This window comes from Pedobacter sp. MC2016-15, assembly GCF_026239695.1.
GTDB lineage: Bacteria > Bacteroidota > Bacteroidia > Sphingobacteriales > Sphingobacteriaceae > Pedobacter.
In genome coordinates this window covers 210,980-228,760 of the sequence record NZ_JAPIVS010000008.1, presented here as the reverse complement: position 1 = coordinate 228,760, position 17,781 = coordinate 210,980, and the positions used below count along the sequence as shown (strand labels likewise).

The 17,781-nt window shown below is 40.9% G+C and carries 19 protein-coding genes; 8 read left to right on the top strand and 11 right to left on the bottom strand.

The window, feature by feature from the left end; translation table 11 throughout:
* Complete coding sequence (locus tag OQY15_RS20985) at positions 1-714, bottom strand: SDR family oxidoreductase (RefSeq protein WP_265793990.1); 714 nt, start codon at positions 712-714, stop codon at positions 1-3.
* 227 nt (positions 715-941) lie between these two features.
* Positions 942-1,310 (bottom strand): helix-turn-helix domain-containing protein, encoded by a 369-nt coding sequence (locus OQY15_RS20980; RefSeq protein WP_265793989.1) that lies wholly within the window; start codon positions 1,308-1,310, stop codon positions 942-944.
* Positions 1,311-1,524: 214 nt separating this feature from the next.
* On the opposite strand from OQY15_RS20980, the gene OQY15_RS20975 reads away from it, so the two are divergent.
* Positions 1,525-2,538 (top strand): hypothetical protein, encoded by a 1,014-nt coding sequence (locus tag OQY15_RS20975; protein WP_265793988.1) that lies wholly within the window; start codon positions 1,525-1,527, stop codon positions 2,536-2,538.
* A 178-nt stretch (positions 2,539-2,716) separates the two neighbouring features.
* On the opposite strand, the gene OQY15_RS20970 is transcribed toward OQY15_RS20975, so the two are convergent.
* The 5 genes from OQY15_RS20970 to OQY15_RS20950 form a co-directional block, all read right to left on the bottom strand.
* Entirely contained in the window at positions 2,717-3,631 is a 915-nt protein-coding gene (locus OQY15_RS20970) for a helix-turn-helix transcriptional regulator (RefSeq protein WP_265793987.1), read from the bottom strand.
* A gap of 76 nt (positions 3,632-3,707) precedes the next feature.
* Entirely contained in the window at positions 3,708-4,523 is an 816-nt protein-coding gene (locus OQY15_RS20965) for an SDR family oxidoreductase (protein WP_265793986.1), read from the bottom strand.
* Positions 4,524-4,702: 179 nt separating this feature from the next.
* Positions 4,703-4,963, bottom strand: coding sequence for a hypothetical protein (locus OQY15_RS20960; protein ID WP_265793985.1), 261 nt, complete (start codon positions 4,961-4,963; stop codon positions 4,703-4,705).
* Between the two features lie 460 nt (positions 4,964-5,423).
* Positions 5,424-5,717: a hypothetical protein gene (locus tag OQY15_RS20955; RefSeq protein WP_265793984.1), complete on the bottom strand. Its 294-nt coding sequence runs from the start codon at positions 5,715-5,717 to the stop codon at positions 5,424-5,426.
* A gap of 143 nt (positions 5,718-5,860) precedes the next feature.
* Positions 5,861-6,109, bottom strand: coding sequence for a helix-turn-helix domain-containing protein (locus tag OQY15_RS20950; protein WP_265793983.1), 249 nt, complete (start codon positions 6,107-6,109; stop codon positions 5,861-5,863).
* Between the two features lie 194 nt (positions 6,110-6,303).
* Between OQY15_RS20950 and OQY15_RS20945 the strand changes: the two genes are divergently transcribed.
* Positions 6,304-8,133 carry an ABC transporter ATP-binding protein gene (locus OQY15_RS20945; RefSeq protein WP_265793981.1) on the top strand — a complete coding sequence of 610 codons (1,830 nt, stop codon included), beginning with the start codon at positions 6,304-6,306 and terminating at the stop codon, positions 8,131-8,133.
* A gap of 171 nt (positions 8,134-8,304) precedes the next feature.
* Positions 8,305-9,333: a hypothetical protein gene (locus tag OQY15_RS20940; protein ID WP_265793980.1), complete on the top strand. Its 1,029-nt coding sequence runs from the start codon at positions 8,305-8,307 to the stop codon at positions 9,331-9,333.
* Between the two features lie 396 nt (positions 9,334-9,729).
* Here OQY15_RS20940 and OQY15_RS20935 read toward each other — a convergent pair whose 3' ends face one another.
* Both OQY15_RS20935 and OQY15_RS20930 read right to left on the bottom strand, forming a co-directional pair.
* On the bottom strand, positions 9,730-9,960 hold the full coding sequence (locus OQY15_RS20935; RefSeq protein WP_265793979.1) for a hypothetical protein: 231 nt from the start codon (positions 9,958-9,960) through the stop codon (positions 9,730-9,732).
* A gap of 196 nt (positions 9,961-10,156) precedes the next feature.
* On the bottom strand, positions 10,157-10,339 hold the full coding sequence (locus tag OQY15_RS20930) for a YtxH domain-containing protein (protein WP_265793978.1): 183 nt from the start codon (positions 10,337-10,339) through the stop codon (positions 10,157-10,159).
* 348 nt (positions 10,340-10,687) lie between these two features.
* On the opposite strand from OQY15_RS20930, the gene OQY15_RS20925 reads away from it, so the two are divergent.
* From OQY15_RS20925 to OQY15_RS20915, 3 genes are read left to right on the top strand one after another with little or no spacing between them, the layout of a single operon-like run.
* Positions 10,688-11,830 (top strand): zinc-dependent alcohol dehydrogenase, encoded by a 1,143-nt coding sequence (locus OQY15_RS20925; RefSeq protein WP_265793977.1) that lies wholly within the window; start codon positions 10,688-10,690, stop codon positions 11,828-11,830.
* A gap of 4 nt (positions 11,831-11,834) precedes the next feature.
* Positions 11,835-12,344, top strand: coding sequence for a hypothetical protein (locus OQY15_RS20920; protein WP_265793976.1), 510 nt, complete (start codon positions 11,835-11,837; stop codon positions 12,342-12,344).
* Positions 12,345-12,386: 42 nt separating this feature from the next.
* The gene (locus OQY15_RS20915) at positions 12,387-13,328 is read left to right on the top strand and encodes a manganese catalase family protein (protein ID WP_265793975.1); all 942 of its coding nucleotides are present in this window, start codon (positions 12,387-12,389) and stop codon (positions 13,326-13,328) included.
* 46 nt (positions 13,329-13,374) lie between these two features.
* Here the strand turns inward: OQY15_RS20915 and OQY15_RS20910 are convergent, their stop codons facing one another.
* Positions 13,375-15,249: a hypothetical protein gene (locus OQY15_RS20910; RefSeq protein WP_265793974.1), complete on the bottom strand. Its 1,875-nt coding sequence runs from the start codon at positions 15,247-15,249 to the stop codon at positions 13,375-13,377.
* Positions 15,250-15,696: 447 nt separating this feature from the next.
* A complete protein-coding gene (locus tag OQY15_RS20905) occupies positions 15,697-16,131 on the bottom strand; it encodes a response regulator (RefSeq protein ID WP_265793973.1) in 435 nt (144 codons plus the stop codon).
* A 138-nt stretch (positions 16,132-16,269) separates the two neighbouring features.
* Here OQY15_RS20905 and OQY15_RS20900 point away from each other — a divergent pair, with 138 nt between their 5' ends.
* Both OQY15_RS20900 and OQY15_RS20895 read left to right on the top strand, forming a co-directional pair.
* Entirely contained in the window at positions 16,270-16,893 is a 624-nt protein-coding gene (locus OQY15_RS20900; protein ID WP_265793972.1) for a PAS domain-containing protein, read from the top strand.
* Between the two features lie 187 nt (positions 16,894-17,080).
* Positions 17,081-17,731: a response regulator transcription factor gene (locus tag OQY15_RS20895; RefSeq protein ID WP_265793971.1), complete on the top strand. Its 651-nt coding sequence runs from the start codon at positions 17,081-17,083 to the stop codon at positions 17,729-17,731.
* Positions 17,732-17,781: the final 50 nt, after the last annotated feature.

Sequence of the window (17,781 nt, the reverse complement as noted above, 5' to 3'; positions counted from 1 at the left end):
TTATGAATTCTTTAATTTACCCAGGCCACCGTCAATTCCTATTACCTGGCCGGTCATCCAGGAGCTATCTTCGCTTAACAAATAGCCGATCGCTGAACTGATATCTTCTGGTGTACCAACTCTCCCCAGCGGGTGACGTTTATCGGAAGCTTCACGACGTTCCGGTGTATTTAATAAATTCCCGGCTAAGGGTGTATCAGTGAGTGAAGGCGATACTACATTTACGCGAATCCGGCTAGGGGCCAATTCAGCTGCCAATGAAAGTGCCATCCCCTCAACTGCTGCTTTCGCCGCCGAAATACTGCCATGAAAACCCATCCCGGTACGGGCAGCTACAGAACTGATCAAAACTACTGCTGCATGTGAACTTTTAAGGGATTTCATAGCCTGTTGAATAACTTTTACTGCTCCTGTCACATTCAGGCGATAGTCATTTAAAAAATCTTCTTCACTTAGCCTATTAAAAGGTTTCAGATTTATGCTTCCTACAGCATAAACAAGTCCATGTAACTGTTCAGGTAAAAAGCCGCTTAATTGATCAGCGTTATCCAGCACATCGAAATTGAGGTGATGAATACCCTGCGGCCATTCCTCAGAGATCGACCGTGACAGGTTATACACTGTAGCTCCCCTGGCAGTTAATGATTTGATCAGCGACAGGCCAATACCGGAACTACCGCCGACTACTAAAATATTCTTTCCTTCAAAACTCATAATTCCAGGTATTTTAAAACTCTCAGGCAATCCACATTCAGGATCTGATAATTTCTTAAGATCATTTTTGTTGATTTAGCAACTGAATTTAATGTAGTGCACATGCACCAATCGCATTTACAACAACATGATTACGATATCGTTTCAAAAAACAATAAGTTGGTATTCAGATGTATAATTATGATATATGAAATTTGTAGTTCAACCCTAGGGCCTCCAGTATCTGCTTAAACTGATGGATCAATCAAATCTTTATGGCTTTTACCCCAAACTTCCAACTCCATAATAACCGACTTCAATGCGTATCCAATTTCTGTAAGCTCATATTCTACGCGTGGCGGCACTTCTGCATAAACAGTCCTGCTGATTATTTTATGCTCTTCGAGCTTCCGCAGTTGCAGCGTCAACATTCTTTCGGTAATGCCAGGTATTTTTTTAGACAGTTCTCCAAATCTTAGTTTCCCGTTCAATAACCAAGAACAGATTACCAAAGTCCATTGTCCTCCGATGATATGTGAGGCATATACTTCCGGACATTCATCGCTCAGAGCGAGCTTATTTGCGAAGTTGGTTGAGGATTGCTTGATCTCACTCATTACTTACATTATTTATAGTACCTAACAATAGGCGGGTAATATACAAAATTATATATGCAACCTTAATTTTGCCCTATCAACCAGTCATTGAAAGGTGTCTAAAGCATTATCGCTCTTTACTGCAAGATCTGATTTGGCATTTTGTGATAGGTTGTGATTGAGCTTACACCTAAATGAATTGCAGGTTGCAAGGTTATATAAATTAAATTTTAATATGAAAACACAGGAAAAACGAATTCTAATTGTTGGTGGTTATGGAATGGTCGGAAGTAACATTGCACGATTAATCAGAAAAGCTGATAAGGGTATCAACCTTATACTTGGAGGTCGAAATCCGGACAACGGAATGTCCTTAGCGAAGGAATTAAATCATACAGAAACGGCCTATGTTAATCTCGAAGAAGGTTTCGATTTAAGTGCCTTTGAGAAAATTGATCTGATTATATCAGCGGTAGATGATCACAGTAATATATTGAGAGAAACTGCCATTTCAAAGGGCATTGCGTGTATCGCAGTAAGCGAATTAGCAGATCAAATTGCTCCTACGGCGTTTTTGGGACTCCATAAAGCGATTGCTGCCCCTGTTGTATATGCAGGTCATTGGCAAGCAGGACTATTGACGCTTATGGCAAGGGAGCTAGCAAGTAAATTCAGTCAGATAGAAACTATCGAACTCGCAGGATTATACGATCCAAAAGATATGGTAGGGCCCTTAGTTGCCAATGAAGTAAGCGGTTTTGTCGGAGAAGCGTTGATTCGCAAAGAGGGTAATTGGCTGTCAGTGCAAGCCAAAGAAAACCCAAGAATTATACATTTGCACAACGGATCATCAGCAATAGGTTATCCAATGAGTACGCTGGATGTGCCAAGTATAGCCGCTTTTACAAGTGCGAAGAATATTCGTTTCGACTTTATTACCGGGGAGTCTATAGGAACTGGCAAAGGTTTGCATGCATCACATGATTTATATATCACTATTTCTGGCACCCTTTTGTCAGGCGAAGAGAGAACATTCAGCACAATAGTATCCGGACCCGAAGGTAATTCCCACCTCACTGCGGTGGGCGTTTATCTAATCACTGAAAAGATATTGGGCCTGAATGGAGAATCTGAATCAAAGACTGGGGGTTTGTATCTTCCAGAAACGATTATCAGTAACCAAAATATCAGCAACCGGTTAAAAGAATTCGGTGTGGAAGTTATGGAAGACAACCTGGAATTTTCGTAGAACCTGAGCAGGATATCCCGTATGCACTCAAGCGGATCAATTGGTTCCTTCGATTTGATCCGCTTGAGGTTGCATCAGTAAAATTGATCTTTATAATAAGAGACTTCTTCTTAAAGTGTGATAGATACTTGACCAAATTAAAAATCGTCCCGAACTTTGATGTTCGATTTACAACTCTTCAGTTGACATTACGGAATTCCATTGGTGTCTTCCCGGTTTTCTGCTTAAATAGTTTAGTGAAGTACTGTGAGTAATCGAAACCTAATCCGTAAGCTATTTCACTTACCGACTTGTCGGTACTTAGAAGTTTACTTTTTGCCTTTTCTATTAAATAAAAATGGATATGATCCTGAGCATTTTTACCACTCTCTTTCTTTATTAAGTCACTCAAATAATTAGGAGACAAGTTCATCTGTTCTGACAGGTATTTCACTGTAGGCAATCCCCTTTCCTGTAGATCAGCAGCTTCGACATAAGTAGTGAGTATATTTTCGAACTGACTAAGAGCCGAACTATGGCTGCTCTTTCTGGTAATAAACTGGCGGCCATAAAATCTGGTGCAGTAGTTCAGTAACAGTTCAATGGTCGAAATGATAATCATTTGGCTGTAGACATCGATATTCTGCTTCAGCTCGCTGTCGATCTTCTGTACGCACTCATTCAGAACCTGTTTCTCCTGGTCCGACAAATGAAGTGCTTCGGACGTGTCATATGAAAAAAAACTGTAATCCTTCATCTTTGCCATTAAAGAAGTCCCTCTTATCAGATCAGGATGAAAGAATAGTCCCCAACCTTGAATATTATCAGAAGCGTTCTCCTGGCTATCAATTTCAATAACCTGATTAGGCGCCATGCAGATTAAACTTCCGTCCTGGAAATCAATAGACTTTCTACCATATTTAAATTTATCATTAGGATAATTTTTGAACATGATAGAGTAGTAATCCGCCGATAGTTTAATATCCTGCTTTGTTTGCTGACATACTTTACTGAAATCCACTACACCAATCAAGGGATGGTACAGATCCTTAGCCAATCCGAATAGGTTAAATATTTCAGATATGTTTTGCAGATGAGTGAATGTATTTTTCATAATAGATGATAACGTAAATATCAAAATTATTGAAACCATTATTATATAATGATCTCAATAATTTATTTTCAGGTTATTAAATTCCAAATTGTGATTGAATGCCATGGATAAATGCAGGATCATCAGATTGCTTATGAAAAGCAATCATGGCCTGTGCATCATCTCCAGCGATATACCTTAGCTGATCTTTGCCATCTGTAGCAGCCTCGTAGACTACATCTGCAATAAGACTTGCTGGCGAAGCATGCTGGAACAGTGTCTCCATTGCTGACATAATTTTTCCGATAAAAGGTTGATATTCTGTGAGAGATTCATTGTTGCTAAAGTCCAGGGATCGTCCGGTAAAGTCAGTTGCTATCGCACCAGGTTCAACAATTTTCAGCCTTACACCCATTGGTGCCAGCTCGTAACTTAACGATTCGGAAATGCCTTCCACTGCAAACTTCGTCCCATGATACAATGTACCCAATGGAAAGGCCATTTTGCCACCAATTGAAGAGATATTAATGATAACACCACTTTTATTGGCACGAAAATGAGGTAATAATGCCTTTGTTACATCCAGGAGGCCGATAACATTTGTATTAAATTGACGCAGGATTTTTTCCCTTGAAAATGATTCCAAAGGCCCATAAGCCCCATAACCTGCATTATTGAGTAGTGCATCGATTTTGCCGAATCTCTGAATACCCGCCTCCACGGAAGCTGTGATGGAGTCTAAATCCGTTACATCTAGTGTAGTAATCAATACATTCTCCAGTGATTCCAATTCATGCGCATGATTAGCATTACGCATAGTTGCAACTACGTTCCAACCTTGTTTTTGAAATTTAATTGCGGCTTCTTTTCCCAAACCACTACTTGCTCCAGTTATTAAAATTGTCTTTTTCATTTCGTTGATTAATTGAAATGTAAAGGTCGTTGGGGCCCCGAATTCAGACGCTAAACGAATTCAGGATATTTGTATTCTTTTTACTGGTATATCTGCAGATTAAGCATAATTGTTTTGAGATACTATCTTTAGGGGATTTGATAAAATATACCTCCTTTGATGACCATCTAACGGTAAGTCTACATTTCTGGTGAAGAATACAAGCGGGTGACCACTATCGAAACACCATTTCCGTTTGGATCAAACTTAGCAAGAATAGGCTTGAATGTAATATACGTGGACATGAGATCCTTGAAATTATCCCACTGTTTTTGAAATTCAGCATCAGAAAGATTGATCTTTTCATCAATATTATACTCTGATCGATTAAAATTGATGATGTCCCCAATTTTAATATTGCCTGATCTGAAATCGTTAAAAAAGTTTTTAGATTGGTTCATTTTTAAAAGCGTTAAGTTGAGCGCATTCATATTTACAAAGATCTGGCCAATTTGTTTAAGCTAAATCTATCTATCATCAACAAAAGTTAAATAATAATACATCCATACCATCAAAATGGATATCCATTATGAACCTCATGCGGAGAATAGCTGTCAAAGAGGTTGAGATAGTAAGATATCATTATTGAGATTACAATAAGAAAAACTACAATGATTACTGTTATTATCTTGTTCTGTTTCTTTTGAACCGTCATATATTGTGAATTTTGACAGCTGCTAAAACGATTTCTATTCTATAAAGTTTTAGAAAATGACTGATAATAAGACATTAAGCTATTTCAACTATATTAATTTATAGATAGATAAATTATAGGGTAAACTACGATCGGAATTCACATATAGAATAATCTCCAATATGAATGGTGTAGAGTAACAAAGAGAATTATACGCAAATAACCCCCTATTGAGCATTTATAACTACACTCGATAAGAATATAGAATCAAATGCCTGAGAGCATTCTCTGCTTATAACTTTTGGTAATTCTTCCTTGATAGATAGTGCGATTTCATGTTTGTCATTATAATAATAACGGTAGTAATTATAGATTTTGTCAGGAAAATCATTCGTCATTACATTAATTCGTTTATCAAACCAGACCTGGTAAGAAGACTGTATTTGATAGATGAGGATCTCGAATTTAGACCTGGCATCGTGATACCTGTCGTCATACATAACTTCGATGTGGGATTCCATATTATGCGTTTTGTTTTAGATTTATCTACATGCAAATAACAGTCCATAATATGGATAAGGGAGACCTTAAAATGGACCAATTCTCTTTCTATAAGTTTAAATGCACGCGTAAAACAGGTACATTTAAATCACTACAATCTGCGTTATTCATTTTCTGGATCAATATGAAATGCTTGGTCAGGAAAGAATTCTCTTGGCGACACTTTAAAGAAAGCTGACAATGAATGGAGATGAGTAAGATTATACTTCGCCGGATGGCTTGATATTTCAACATTGCTGATAAAAGACGGTACAGTATTTAGTACTGTAGCTAAATCACTTTGTTTTAGATTATGCCTTTTTCTAAGTTCAGTAACCGCATTAATTGCGTATTGTTCAATCGGATGTATCATTATATCTAATTTTTATAGTCTCGGAGATTTGTCTGGCTCTTTCAAAAAACAATATTTAAGCCTCTAGAGCCCTAAATATGATAGTAAATTAGTAAAGTTTGTTGCACAGAAGTATGACAATATTTTAGAGCCAAAGTTTTGAATTTAGCATATATTACATCTTTATCATCACTAGCTGCCAGACTTAGTCACCCATGCCCAAAACATATAAACCTACAACAAAACTTACCCTACGAGACCGTCTTAGTGCCTTTCGTAACCTGCCGCAATTTTTCAGGCTAGTATGGCAATCTGGTCCGGGAATGATGACCGCAAATATTGTGTTGCGCTTACTCAAAGCCGCCATACCATTCTCCCTCCTTTTTATCGGCAAGCTGATCATTGATCAGGTCCTCCTGCTATCCAGAAATCAGTCGTCATTTTCAGAAACTTACCTCTGGGAATTGGTGGCGGCAGAACTTCTGCTGGCAATCCTTTCTGATGGATTAACGCGTGCTATAACATTAATGGACAGTCTACTGGGCGACCTGTTTGCCAACCATACTTCTGTACGAATAATGGAGCACGCAGCTTCCCTGGATCTGGATCAGTTTGAAGATGCCATCTTTTACGATAAACTGGAACGTGCGCGACAGCAAACGGCGGGACGCACAGTTCTGGTTTCGCAAGTGTTGAGCCAGCTGCAGGACCTGATATCGATAGGTCTGCTGGCGGCCGGTCTGATTGTTTTTAATCCATGGCTGATCCTTTTGCTGGTCATAGCGGTATTACCGGCCTTTCTTGGGGAATCTTACTTTAATGATCAAACGTATGCGCTAAGCCGCCGCCAAACACCTGAACGACGGGAACTGGATTACCTGCGCTATATCGGCGCGAGTGACGAAACTGCTAAAGAGATCAAGATGTTCAGCCTGTCCGGATTTGTGATCGACCGCTTTAAGGTTTTATCGCAACAATTTTATGTCGATAACACGAAGATTGCTGTAAACCGCTCGCTATGGGGCACTTTTTTCACCTTATTGGGAAGCCTGGGGTATTACGGCGCCTATGTTTTTATTATCCAGCAAACGATAAAAGGTGTGCTGACCATTGGGGAGCTCAGCTTCCTGGCGGGTTCCTTCCGTCAGTTGCGCAGTATGCTGGAAAGTATGCTGGCCCGCTTTACAGCGGTATCTCAGGGTGCAATCTACCTCAGCGACTTCTTTGAATTTTTCGAGATCCACCCAAAGATTCATAATTCAGATTCCCCGCGATGCTTCCCAAATCCGATCATGCATGGATTTACCTTTGAGAACGTTGGTTTCAAATACCTGAACAGTGAACGCTGGGCCAACCGCAATCTCAATTTTACCCTGCATCCCGCAGAGAAGGTGGCTTTAGTGGGTGAGAACGGGGCCGGCAAAAGTACGCTGGTGAAACTGCTGGCGCGTTTATATGACCCTACTGAAGGACGCATTCTGCTGGATGGTTATGACCTTAAAGAATACGACCTGTATGATCTTCGTGAGCATATCGGCATTATCTTTCAGGATTTTTTACGATACCAGATGACTTTCTCGCAAAACATCGCGGCAGGGAATATCCGGGAACAGGGCAATGAAGAGCTGATCCACCGCTCGGCAGAACAGAGCCTGGCAGACAATATAGCACAGAATTTACCGGGTGGATATGGCCAGATGCTGGGCAAACGTTTTGCTAAAGGTGTGGAACTCTCAGGTGGCGAATGGCAAAAGGTAGCCCTCGCACGTGCGTACATGCGCGAAGCGCAGCTGATGATACTGGATGAGCCTACATCAGCTCTCGATGCCCGTGCGGAATTTGAGGTCTTTCAGCGGTTTACGGAACTGACCCGAAATAAAATGGCGGTGATGATCTCACATCGCTTCTCTACCGTCCGTATGGCAGACCGGATTTTGGTACTTGAGAAAGGTGAGATCAAAGAAGTGGGTTCGCATGAAGAGTTAATAGCTAAAGGAGGCCGCTATGCCGAGCTGTTTGCGCTACAGGCATTGGGATATCAATAAGCTTAATGACCAAAATGCAATGAACTTTTCTTACTCTAAAGAATGACAATTCAATGGATCAAAAGGCTACTTCATCTTAGAATTTGATCACTTCAGAGGTAATTAAAACATTCACGTTTAATGACGGGGTATTTTTGCGTTATGAAGATCATTAAGAAAAAAAATTATGCTATGAAACTGATTCATATCATTACATTAACTATCGCATCATCTTTAATTCTGCTTGCTGGCTGTAGAAAATCGGATAATAATCCCGCTATTCCTGATTTGGCCGACGTGGTACCTGGCAACTGTACCACTCCTCCCCTCCGGCTATGGCTTTTTAGTCAGTTTGTAACATGGGGCCAGGAACTGACACTCATTTCAGCCAGTCCAGAACTGCACATGCCAGACATGGCCAATTTTTACGCATTGCATTACGAGAACAGTGGCGAAAACCAATATTTTGGTACAAATGCTGAGCATACCGACAAAATCAATAGCGTTTACAAAGACCTTAAACGCTTTTGGAAGTACAACAATAAAAACGTTTTTGTAGTCGGTTCACATGGATCCATGATGCAGGACCGGGAAAAAGTATTCAAAATGTACAAAACAGTTTTCAACTACCCTGACGACAAGGCAAACCGCTATGCTGATTCGATAGGCACTTTATTAAAAACCTATCCCCAGTTTCTAAAAGGAGACCACCCTGCCTTTTCGTTTAATCAATTGGCTATCCCAGACACTACCATTGCGAATGTGGGTAGGATTCCGGCAAAGATCATTATCGGAGATGGTCTTTTGAAGGGTTTTGACGAACTAGGTTTCAAAGATGTTGCTCCTCAGGCTATCCTGGCCCATGAGCTTGGACATCACCTGCAGTATGAATTGGGAATCTTAAAAACGGGTATGAAGCTGGTTCCAAAAACCTCCCGCCGTATCGAGCTGATGGCTGATGCTTATGCTGCCTACTTCTTGGCGCATCCTCAGGGAGCAGGGATGTCATTAACAAACCTGCAACAAGTTGCTGAGGTGTTTTTTAATACAGGTGATTGCGACTTTGCCGTTGATTCTCATCATGGTACACCTGCTCAAAGAAAGGCGGCTACCGAATGGGGATATAAGTTGGCCACTGTCACTGGTAAACAGACGCCTATTTTACCAGCTGAAGATCTTGCAAAGTTGTTTGACGCTGAATTAAATAATATTGTAAAGTAGTAGGAAACGTGCAAAAACGAGTCACCACATTATCTATTTACTCTATTATATCTTAAAGACTATTTCAGTATTATAAATGAAGTATGAATTGAATCTCAATTGAAAACGTACTTCCGTCATATTATTCCTGCTAGTCCAGGCGCGCAGTACTGGTGTCATATGTTCAGCAAATGCTGTACAGTATACAGCTAGATCAGGTACAATGTGCTTTGTTCGGTAATCGGAATCAAAATATGATAGATTTATTTGAATTGTATCCTGATTAAGCATGGAGAAGAAATGAAACTGTACCAGTGGCAGGTGCGGTTTCATTTTACTTCCATTAACCCAGACCATTAGTGAAGGTATTAACGTTTTCCGAGCAAAGTATCCCATTTCCATATTTCAATTCTCAACTTAACTCACGTCGTTATAAAAATCGATCACGTAGCCAAGACCATTGGCCAGTTCGATAAGTTGAGTATTGGATCCGGACCACATATGATAACCGTTGTTGTCCTTTTGAACTATGAAAATCCATCCCAGATCTATCTTTTGAGATACTACTCTGTATTTAAAAGCATCCCCTATAGGATGATGGATTTCATAAAGTCTTTTGTTGATTACAACTGCCGTGCTTTGCTTCATAGCACAAACATATACTAATATTTTTAGTATTTAGTCGCAATCGTAGTTAATCTCACAATTTGCTAATAACTCTATCAACTACGATTATTTTTAATATCTAGTTGTCCCTAAACGGAGATATCCGTTCTAAAGTATCCGGTAACTGTGTTAATGACTTAAAAATAAAATAAAAGGCCGCAATTATGCGGCCTTTCAATTATACTTGTGGTAATTTTCCCTGTTTAACTTCCGATACAGCATCTTTTGCTTTCTCGAGCCATTCAGGCGCCTGCTCTTTAAGTTCGTCGAATTTCGAATAACCCAGCGCGTCTTTTTTAGTTAGGTACTTGATGGCCTCGTATATCGCGACACCAACAATTGCGTTCTTTATAAATCCCATAATGCGATATTTTTTTTAACATTAACAGGCTCTTAAGCAATTGGTTTTATAAATCATCAGAATTTGCAAAACCGTCAATTTTATCCCTCGGCCTTTCATATCAGTTTTCATTTATGAATGCCCACAGCCCTGGAATGTATAAAAGTAGTAGTAAAGAAATTGCTTTAGCTATAACAAATACACTCTACAGGATGTTGGTACTTTTTACTGATAAGCTACGTACAAATACGCTAAAGTAAAAGCTAAATACGTGATCTGTCCTCTTCTGAAAACCTCAGTTGGTTGTAGATGTTCATGGTAATAATCTTAAACAATCATTACCTATTATAAACAAGACATATGCTAGCGATGAATTACAGGGGTCCTTATAGGATCCGGACAGAACAGCGGCCCATGCCGGAAATTCTTCATCCCGAAGATGCGATCATTCGCGTCACTCGAAGTTGTATTTGCGGTTCAGATCTGCATCTCTATCACGGAATGGTACCAGACACTAGGGTAGGTTCAACCTTCGGACATGAATTTACCGGGATTGTAGAAGAGGTAGGGCCTTTAGTGCAGAAATTGAAAGTCGGCGATCAGGTACTTGTACCATTCAATGTTGCATGCGGCAGATGTAATTTCTGTAAACAAGGGCTTTATGGGAATTGTCATGAATCCAACCCTATGGCTACTGCTGTGGGCGGTATCTTTGGCTATTCACATACTGCTGGTGGCTATGCTGGCGGACAGGCAGAATATGTCAGGGTACCTTACGCAGACGTTGGACCTACTGTAATTCCAGCAGATATGGATCCGGATGATGCCGTATTGTTAACTGATGTAGTACCCACAGGGTATCAGGCCGCAGAAATGGGTGGTATCAAGCAAGGTGATACTGTAGTTATTTTTGGCGCCGGGCCGATCGGGATCATGGCTGCAAGGTGTGCCTGGTTCTTTGGCCCATCAAGAGTAATCATTATTGACCATATTGATTATCGCCTGGAATTTGCAAAGAATTATGCCCATTGTGAAGCCTACAACTTCAAGGATATGGAAGACCCGGTGGTTTTCCTTAAAAAAACGACGGATTGGTACGGAGCCGATGTCTGTATAGATTGTGTGGGCTGTGAAGCTGAAGGTAATACGTTGCAAACATTCAGCGGACGGATAATGCTTATGCAGTCTGGGGCAGGAACCGCCCTGCAGTGGGCAATTAATTCAGTTAAAAAGGGTGGTATTGTATCTATAGTTGGCGTATACGGCCCACCATTCAACCTGATCCCAATCGGCAATGTCGTAAACAAAGGGATCACTATCCGCGCCAATCAGGCCTCAGTAAAGCGCCTGCTGCCTAAACTAATCGACCATGTGCAATCAGGAAGGTTAAATCCCAAAGGATTGATCACCCACAGAGTACCTTTGGAAGAAGTGGCAGATGCCTACCGGCTATTTTCTTCAAAACTGGATAACTGTATAAAAACTGTCTTGATCCCTTCTACAAAATCTTAAATATATGAAAGATACAAAGTTCAACTATAAAAATATACCTGGCTGGGGGATGGACGCTGACCCGGAAAATGAACCAACATACCCTATGAAGACCTGGACAGGTGACGATCATAACCGCATTAATTATGAACGTGCGGACCAGCAGCCTATCGACCTGGAAATTCTGCTCTCTACTGAACGTCCTGCACCGACACGGGTATTTGGAAATACGGTACCTCCTTCAGGACTCAGTGGTGTAATCCGCAGATATGCCTTTTCACATAGTGAAGACAGATACCGGCATTGGATTCCGCTTATACTAGCCGACCGGATAAATATGGTGGAGGGTGTTGTTAAAGATATCAGTGAAGGTTATCTACCAAATATTGCTGCTGAAAGAGGATGGCGTGTGGAATGGAAATACAAACCTAAAAAAATGGCTCTCAAAGTCGGCATTGTAGCGGTAGCAGGGCTATATCTGTTTCTCAAGTTAAAATCCACAAAGAAAAAACGCTGGTACCATCAGCTAATCTAATCATTCAAGTCCAACATCTCAACAAATCTAATATCTACCACTATGTTTCATCATTCAAAAGATCTACAATTTAATGCCCGTGTATCCAAACCGGATCCAGCCTTTGCTAACATCCTGCTGGAACAGTTCGGCGGTGAAAATGGGGAGCTTGCGGCTGCCATGCAGTATTTTACACAGGCATTTGGTGCCAAGCAGCCACATCCCGACAAATATGATATGCTGATGGATATTGCCACCGAAGAATTCTCTCATCTCGAGATCGTTGGTGCAACTATTCAGATGCTTCTCAAAGGAGTAAACGGGGAATTAAAGAATGCTGCAGACTCATCGGAGATCATGCAAGTTCTGGAAGGCAAAGCAGCAAAGGAAAATATCATTCATGCCGCGCTCACCGCTAATCCGCAGTTTCCCATCATTACTGGTGGGGGACCAACCCTGCGCAATAGTCAGGGTATTCCATGGTGTGCATCATATATCCATTCCAACGGTGACCTAACTGTAGATCTTCGTAGCAACCTGGCCTCCGAATCAAGAGCAAAGCTGGTATATGAACATTTGATGAAATTTACGGATGACCCTTATGTAAAGGATACACTTTCATTTTTGATGACGCGTGAGGTGGCGCACTATAAAATGTTTGAAGCCGCACTGGAAACCATCCAGCCTAATTTTCCTCCTGGTGTATTGCAGGCCGACCCTAGATTCACGCAGCAATACTTTAATTTCTCTCCGGAAAAAAGCGTCCGCGGACCATGGAACGAGGGCGAAATGCCCGATCTGGGTAAAGAGTGGGAATATATTGAAAAACCCCTGGAGCATGTCCAAGACACTCAGGGCCTAACAGATCTGGAAGATCCAAAGACCACTGAACTGGAAGAAACAGATGAAATTGACCAGGAAATGAGTCAGTTACGCAGCGAAGAAGTGAAAGCTGCTGAACCTGATGGTGTAGCATCCTGGAGTGACTACTCATCGGAGAAGTAATGAAATCCAACAACTATCATTGATTCGATAGACACTGGGCCCGAACTTATATAGTTCGGGCCTTTTTCTTTACCTGCCACTTGATCTTTATACTCTGGCCCCCATTCAACTGATACTCGATCAGCTTTGAATTCGATTTTAACGGTTTCAATTCTGAGCTTTTTAAACTATCGGTAACCATAAACTCATGATCTCCCGAATTGCCTTCAGTGAGAATAATAATCCTGCAATAAAGTGCGGGATCACCGTCAGGGGTTAAGCTCACCGTATCCTTCCGTAATTTAAATCCCTTTACAGGATAGTCGCAGAAGATGGTGAAGTCTTCACCGGGAACCTTAAAGTATTGTTTGGGAATAACGCCAAAAGCGATGCCAGCGCCGTAGACCTCCTGGCCAACCTCTCCGTTTTGCTCCCAGCCATCATGCAAATCTTCAAGTGCTATCCACAGCTTGGGGTCTATTTCTCCGGTTTTGGTTTTTTTCACCAGCATATCCTCGGTTAACATTGGCGGATAATAATAGGCTACGCGGCCCAGCATGTGACGGACAAATTCAGAGATGAGCAGCCGTACCGAAGGGAGGATATCAATACCCTCAGCTTGCTGAAGATAATCGTGCAATGCCGCATACACTTCCTGCTCTTCATAAGCAGCAGTATATGGCGCGTCTTTAAGCGGGAATACGGCAAAAAATGTCGGGAAGTTCTTGGCATGTCCATAATCGCATTCCCAAAGTTGTACATTGTTGAAAATTCCGGCAAGGCAGTCGTAGCTCAGGTCAAGATATACTTGTTTACTGGTTTCTTTGTATAACCGTAACAGCGCACCTGCTGCATATGCAGTATTATTCGCTTGATAAAAGATATTAAAACCCAGCCCTTTTAGATGCTCTGCAGATTTTACAGCTTCCTCAAAGTATTTTTTCTCACCAGTAATCTTCCACACTCTAAGCATAAGGTCTGCATAGGTACCAGGTACATCTTTCTCCCCACCTTCACCTTCTGAAGTTTCTGCTTTAATGATGTGTAGTGTATCCATTTGATAAAAGACTGGCCACTCGTATTTGAACTTATGCGCTACCCTGATGACATAGTCTATAGAGTTCATGAGTATGTCGCGTGCTTCCGGCTCTCCCTTTTCTGCAAGCCGGGCCAGGTTCATTAGCGGGTGGTGAAGATACCAGGAGTCCATAACTCTTGGAGTCTTTTGTTCTTCAGAGTGATCCAGCTGCGATTCCAAAGCCGGAAGCCAGCGAACGATAGTGCCCATATCTTCCTGATAAAAGCTGGCAATCCCTGCCTTCAATTCATCTATGAGCTGATGGTTCTTTTCACCCTTCCAGGCCACATAATCCATCATAGGTAATAGTACCGCAAGCTGGACCATAATCTCAGGCGGGGTTTTATAATCTGCAACGTAAGCATTCAGATAGGTATGCCCGCCCCCAAATGTCCAGCATCCTTTATGGTAAAGAAGGTCATTTAACCCATTTTCTACCGTATCAAGCCAGTTGTGGTAAACGCGCTCGGGCCTTGGAATAACCAGGTACGTATTTGCCAACTGATCCAGGTAGCGTGTAGAGATATCTGAAATTTTGGTTACCGCTTCTTTATTGAGGGTGATAAAAGCATCAGAAACTGTATAGGATAAATTTTTCAGCAGCGGTTTCTCCCCGGAAGGCAAAGAAAATCCAACCTCAGGCCAGCTGCCACCTACGGTATCTGCAGCAGATGTCTCTGTTTGTTGGAAATAATCATTAATAGCCGTTAGGTTCTGGAAGTAAAATACACTGCCTGCTATACCAGAATTGAAAAAAATTATGCCCGATCTGGTACCTTTCTGATTCGTATGGATGTCACCGTTATCAGTGATGGTCCCTCTTTTGTTAAAACTTAAGATGTCTTTTGGCCAAAATTTAATCAATAGGTTTAGTTTCGGCCTGACCACTACGGTATATCTGAATAGTGCCAAGGGAGATTCGGGAAATTGTATATTTACCGTGTACGTAAAAGTTGAAGACTCCAATTTGTAAATGGTAGAGCTCCCCTTCTTTTCTCGGGACACAAACCACAGGTTGCCTGACGCTGAGAATGCGGTCCGAAAACAGGAAGTGCTTTGGTCTGGCCACTTGTAGACCAGCAAGAAGGAATCACTGGAAAGATATGCCTCTAATTTGATCTCATCTGTATCTATGATAGCAAGGGGCTCTAGGTCCGTAAACTCTGATTGGGCATTGGCAGCCCAAATTGATATAGGTTTCATAGCTCAAAGGAATATGTTACCTGATTAACAGTTGATAGCTTATAGTGTTGATAATAAGATACCTGATCTGACAGGTATTTTTCAAGGCAAGTCCGGTAAATAATATTCTTAAACATTTACAACTGGAAAATAGCTATTGGGTTTATATAATAATCTATGTACTGTATATAATAAATCATCGAGATCAAATGGCTTTGCAATAAAGGCGTCAGAAAGGTACTTGTCCAGTGATAAATATTCCTTATTGTAGGCTGAGCATATAATTACCGGGATCTGACCCAAAGCAACATCGCGTTTCAAACGACCACACATTTCACCACCATTAGCTTTTGGCAACAGATAATCCATAATGATCAGACTGGGCTTGACATCCTTTGTAACGTCAACAATATCAACCACGAATGGAATGGTAATACATTCATAACCAAACATCTGAAAGAAATCATGCAAGACGGAGGCTGTAGGTTCATCATCCTCAATAATCAAAATCCTGGCTCTAAAATACCTGGTATTTTTTACAGGCTTGGTATTTATTAAAGGCATATTATTAATGGTCTGTATACAAACATACCTATTCAATATTATTGCAAATTACCTCTTCTTGGAGATAAAATACCTGAATGCAATATCTTTTAGGTACATTACAATTGCGCGCCAATAAGGGTAAGCCAATTACCCTTTATGGTCGAAGAAAATGATCGAATAAGTTCATTGATTACGCTGAACGAAGAACTGGAAAATTACTTTGCTAATACCATTGTTACCCAGCTTTATGTAGACGCTGAATTGGTGCTTTGCAAGTTTACTCCTCTGGCAATGAAAAAGTTTCAGTTGAAACCAGGATTTATTGGCAGTCAGCTGAAGCTTATTTTCGCAACCTTTAAATTTCCTGAAATCATTGAGAATATCAAAACAGTTATTTCTACAGGGCAAATGCTGGAAAAGGAAATCCAAACCACTGATCTTCATTGGTACAGGGTCAACATCTTACCTTACCTGATCCGCAAAGAAAAACGAATTGCTGGCGTGATCATCACTTATGTAGATTTTACTCCGCAGAACAGCGAATTAAAAGAACAGGAGCATTTAATCACAGAACATAAGCTATTGCTGAGTAACATTGCCCATGACATTAAAAACCCGGTATTAGGCCTTACCCTTGCCTTACAAATGCTCAAAAGGTTACCGGATAAGAATTCGCCTCAACATGAAATGCTCTTAACAAATGGTGAACAAGCGCTGGAAAGGCTGAAAACGGTGATCACCGACCTGATTGATTCGAGATGGAAGAAATACAGTGGTTAAGCTATTTAAAAATCACTTAACATGGGCAATTTATACACGATCTGAAGTATTAGAGAAGCATAACTTGCATAATAATTCACGAATTTCACAACCTTTTTGTGTATCACTTGTTACTAATCATCACTAATTAATTCATTACACACCATAATGAACGTTGGTTGATCAGTTTTACCTAACAAATCCACTAATGACTAACATTCTTATTGCCGAAGATCACACTATCCTGCGTGAAGGATTAAAATATCTATTGGAATCCGAGAAGAGCATAAATGTGGTTGGAGAAGCGGAAAACGGGCTGCAGGCTGTAGAAATTCTCGATCAGCAAATTAAGGTAGACGTTGTATTGACTGACATTGATATGCCTGTAATGGATGGCCTGGCACTCACCAGGAAAATAAAAGAGAAGTCTTTAGATGTAAAAGTCATTGTATTGTCTATGCACAACAATGACAATTTTGTTTATGAAGCATTCCGTGCTGGCGCAAGTGCATATATGATGAAATCTGCCTCAGCAAATGAATTGAAATTTGCAATCAATCACGTGCATTCAGGCGGACAGTACATTTGCCCTTCCCTGGCAATAAACCATATATTTAGCAATGTGGAGCGGAACCGCCCCCGTACCTCCTTGCAGGCTCCAGACTTTGAATTATCTTCACGTGAGCACGAAGTGCTGGTACTGCTTTCTAAGGGACGCACCAATCATGAAATGTGTGATGAATTATTTTTAAGTAAAAGAACTGTTGAAGGTCACAGGCAAGCGCTGTTAGATAAATTTAAAGTACGTAATGTGGCAGAATTAATATGCACGGCTATGCGTTCTGGATCGTTGGAATAAAATTCGCTTCCAAAGTATAGAAAAAAACCTAACATAAATGCCGGAAATGC